The following is a 4,249-nucleotide window of genomic DNA, read 5'->3' on the forward strand; positions in this document are numbered from 1 at the left end:
CGACTGTTGCAATTCCGCTCCTTTTACAGAGGATACTGCGCCGGTTTTGGTAACTTTCTTTTGAGTGCCATAACCTACTACTACATACTCGTCGAGGGTTTTCTGACTTTCCTTTAATACCAGGTTAATGCTGGCTTTTCCTTCCACCTTTATTTCCTGTGGATCAAAACCAATGTACTGGAATACGAGTGTCGCATCTTTTTTCACATCGTTCAGTACATAATTTCCTTTCTCATCGGTGGTGGCGCCTTTTTTTGTGTCTTTCAACAATACAGTGACGCCCGGTAAAGGATTACCATTGATGTCTTTTACTTTTCCCTTAACGGTGATATTTACTTGCTGCCATACACTTGGTATGGGCGAACGCGCCTTAACAACGCGGGTGGTGGTTGCAATGAGGCATAGCAATAGCATAGCCTTTGCATAACGTGGATTCATGCTACAAGTGATTTAGGGTGATAGAATTGGATCTGTTACTTAGTTTTTTACTAACTAACTAAAGCTCATCATGTTTATGCGTGATTTTGGGTGATCAAATTTTGGTTTACTCTATGGTTTCTCCCGCCCACAAAGGGCTGTCGCGTACACGTGAAATTCTTTTGTTTATTTACGGGTGTTCAAAATACTGGTTCACTACAATAGTTGTCATTCCCCATAAAGGGCGCTTGCTACAATTAAAAAATCTGTTTTTTGCTTGTGTTCAAATTCTGGTTTACTACGACGGTTTTCATTTCCCCGATGAAGAGCCTACTACTACAGTTGAAATCTACATTTTGTCTGTTACCGGGTTTATTATATCGATCAAAAGGATAATCATGTCTTTGTAAGTTATCTCTAAATGCTTTAATTATTTTCTAAAAATAAGTGTACTTCTTACAATTCTTTTTAAAATTCGCGGACTTAAAAAAGAAATATTATCATTTCAACAATCCCCGTTCGCTAAAAGTAACTTTTTAGTCAGCTGTCCGTTTAGGATATACGTATGAGTAAGAAGGCGTTATGGTTGCCTACAGTAAACAAGTATCCACAGCTTCCGGAAACGGCTATACGTAATGTAGCAAAATACAAAACAGTGCTAACACACGCCTATGGCGGGTACAAACACGTATTCTATCAACTTTTCAAATATTCAGACACCTATGTTCAAGCAAAAGTTAGGGTTGTTTATGCTGACGGTATGCATATTCGCGGCCTGTAACAAAAGTTCCACCAACCTTAATTTACCGGATCCCAATGTGCCTAAGCCAGTGCCCTCTCCCATTTCCGACAAACAGGTCAGTAGTGCCATTCAGGGTATTATCGTGGATGAAACCAATAAGCCGGTTACCGGCGCCACTGTGAAATGTGGAACATTAACGGCTACCACCGATGCCAATGGCAGCTTTCTGTTTGATAAAGTAACGGTGAATGAGATGGCAGCAGTGGTAACGGTACAAAAACCAGGTTACTTCAACGGCATCCGTACTTTTCGTATAGCCGCTCCCGATAAGCTGCAATATGTTCAGATTCAATTGTTACCTAAAAAAGCATTGGGCATTTTTGATGCAGTGAACGGCGGTGCGGTGAGTGTTGCCAATGCACAATTTACCTTTGTGGCGAAGCAGGTATTGGGAGCAGACAACAAGCCCTATTCCGGCAAAGTATCCCTGATGTATGCCCCTGTTAATCCGGAAAGACCAGATTTTGCGGATATCATGCCCGGCGACTTACGGGCCATCAATAAAAACAATGTAATAATGGGACTGCAGTCATTTGGCATGATGGCGCTGGAATTACAAAGTGAAAGCGGCGAAAAGCTATACCTCGATACCAGCAAGTCCGTCACGTTTAAGATGACGATTCCGGCCGGCCTGCAAAGCCTGGCACCCGCCACTGTTCCGCTCTGGCACTTCGAAGACAGCTCCCGCGTATGGCGGGAAGATGGTAGCGCCACCAAAGCCGGCGACAGCTATACCGGCACCCTTAAATACTTTTCTACCTGGAGCCCGGCTGCCCCTTTTTCAGTGGTCAATTTCCGCGTAACCCTGCAGGATGCAAACGGCACTCTTTTATCTAATGCATCGTTAAGCATTAAAGGAAATAGCGGCCGATATTCAACCGGGCATACCAACGAAAATGGTGTATTCAGCGGCCATATTGTGAAAGGAGAAACATTGGTGCTGAAGGTTTCCGGAAGATGTAATACCGCAGCAGACACCCGAAATATTGGTCCCTTTACAGACAGTACCAGTCTGGGTGTGCTGAGGTTAAATATACCGGCAGCCCAGTATATTCATTTCAGCGGTGCCGTTACTTCCTGCACCAATACCCCTGTAAAAAATGGCGCCGTAAATATTAAAATAGACGGTGTTGATTATCGCTGCTCCGTTACTGATGGCACATATGCCATCGGTATCCTTCGCTGTAATACAGATAACACTACCGCTACCATCAAGGTCATAGATACTGCTGCTGATAAAACAGCGGTTATTACCATGCCGGTATCAACCACAACTTATGTGAAAGATCTGGTGGCGTGTGAAGATTAAACACAGATTGAGAACCTATTTCCGGCGGCTGTATTTCCTTTCGAGATGCAGCCGCTTTGTATTTGTACTCCTCATAAACGGGCTTACAAAGCTATCTTGTGAAAAAAGAATCTCTCCTATTCGTCCCGAGTACTATCTTCGTATAATAAATTATTAATATACCATCCCAAGACCCACAAACCTATGATCAGGAGAAATTTATGGATGCTCATACTCCCTGTATGCGTCCTTTTTGCATGTAATAAAGATATTACCCATGTTGACGATCAAACACCGCCTACCGTTCCCATCATCAAATCACCTATCTCAGATAAACAGGTGAGTAGTTCCGTTCAGGGCATTGTATTGGATGAAAATAATAAGCCATTAGCTGGTGCGCAGGTAAAATACGGTGATGCCACTGTTACGACCAATGCCGCCGGTAGCTTTCTTTTTGATAAGGTAATCGCTACAGAGATAGCGGCAGTATTGACTGTTCAGAAAAGCGGCTACTTTAACGGGGTACGCACTTTTCGTATAGCCGAAGCTAATAAACTACAGTATGTGCAAATACAGTTGCTGCCCAAAAAAGCAGCAGGTACATTTGAAGCTGGCAGCGGTGGTACCATTACTGCAGATAACGCACAATTTACTTTTGCCGCACAACAGGTACTCAATGCGGATAACAAACCCTACTCCGGTAAAGTATCGCTGTTATATGCTCCCATTAATCCGGAGAGAGCAGATTTTGCCGATATCATACCGGGTGATCTGCGTGGCATCAATAGCAGCAATAGCATTGTTGGGCTTCAGTCCTTTGGCATGATGGCGCTGGAGCTTCAAAGCGAAACCGGCGAAAAGCTTCACCTGGATACCACAAAATCCGTGTCATTCAAAATGACCATTCCAGCCAGTCTGCAAAGCATTGCGCCTGCCACTATACCATTATGGCATTTTGACGAAGTTTCCGGTGTATGGCTGGAAGAAGGTAGCGCCACTAAAAACGGCGACAGTTATATTGGTACTGTAAAACATTTTTCCTTCTGGAACTGCGATGCACAATTTCCGGTAGTTAATTTCCGCGCTACACTGCAGGATGCCAATGGCACACCACTATCTAATATGCAGGTAATTATTAAAAGAAGTAATGGTAGTAGTACTTATGGCTATACAAATGAAAATGGGGTAGTGAGTGGAGACGTACCTAAAGGGGAAACGCTGTCATTACAAGTAGTGCCGAAATGTAATACCCCGATTGATACGCGTAATATCGGACCGTTTAGTGATAGCACCAATCTCGGAATTTTCAAAATAGCCATCTCATCTGACTACATTCACTTCAGTGGTACGGTGAATACCTGCGATAGCAAGCCAGTGACAAATGGCGAAGTAGTTATTAGTGTTGATCATGTGGCCTACCGCACCCGCGTTACCGATGGAAAATATACTATTGGTATGGTTCGCTGTCAACGCGACCAGGTAATTGCTACGATCAATGCAGTAGATGAAGACGCTAACAAAATATCTACTGTTGATATCCCTGTTACCATCAATGGTTATGTTATGGACCTGGTAGCCTGTGATAATGTTCAGCCTGACTTCATTAATATGTTGTTCAATGGCAAGCAATTAAACATAAACGCAACAGACAACATTGCCTTAACCTTTTCCAGCTACTACCAAACCTACACCCTTTGGGGCCGGACAACCAAGGGATATAATATGTCGATGAACATGTCTAA

Annotated in this window: 3 protein-coding genes; 2 read left to right on the forward strand and 1 reads right to left on the reverse strand. The window is 43.4% G+C overall.

Features of this window, described 5'->3' with window-relative positions; genetic code table 11:
- Nucleotides 1-438, reverse strand: a 438-nt coding sequence (locus VIP81_RS14235; protein ID WP_331961749.1) for a carboxypeptidase-like regulatory domain-containing protein, incomplete at its 3' end; no start/stop codon positions are given.
- 701 nt (nucleotides 439-1,139) lie between these two features.
- On the opposite strand from VIP81_RS14235, the gene VIP81_RS14240 reads away from it, so the two are divergent.
- Both VIP81_RS14240 and VIP81_RS14245 read left to right on the forward strand, forming a co-directional pair.
- A complete protein-coding gene (locus tag VIP81_RS14240) occupies nucleotides 1,140-2,528 on the forward strand; it encodes a carboxypeptidase-like regulatory domain-containing protein (RefSeq protein ID WP_331961752.1) in 1,389 nt (462 codons plus the stop codon).
- A 183-nt stretch (nucleotides 2,529-2,711) separates the two neighbouring features.
- The coding region (locus VIP81_RS14245; protein ID WP_331961755.1) for a carboxypeptidase-like regulatory domain-containing protein at nucleotides 2,712-4,249 on the forward strand (1,538 nt) is incomplete at its 3' end.

It is taken from the genome of Chitinophaga sp., from assembly GCF_036566945.1.
Taxonomy (GTDB): domain Bacteria; phylum Bacteroidota; class Bacteroidia; order Chitinophagales; family Chitinophagaceae; genus Chitinophaga.

Coding starts and splice junctions, on each gene's coding strand:
- VIP81_RS14240 (WP_331961752.1), top strand. CDS start 1,140: ATGTTCAAGCAAAAGTTAGGGTTGTTTATGCTGACGGTATGCATATTC.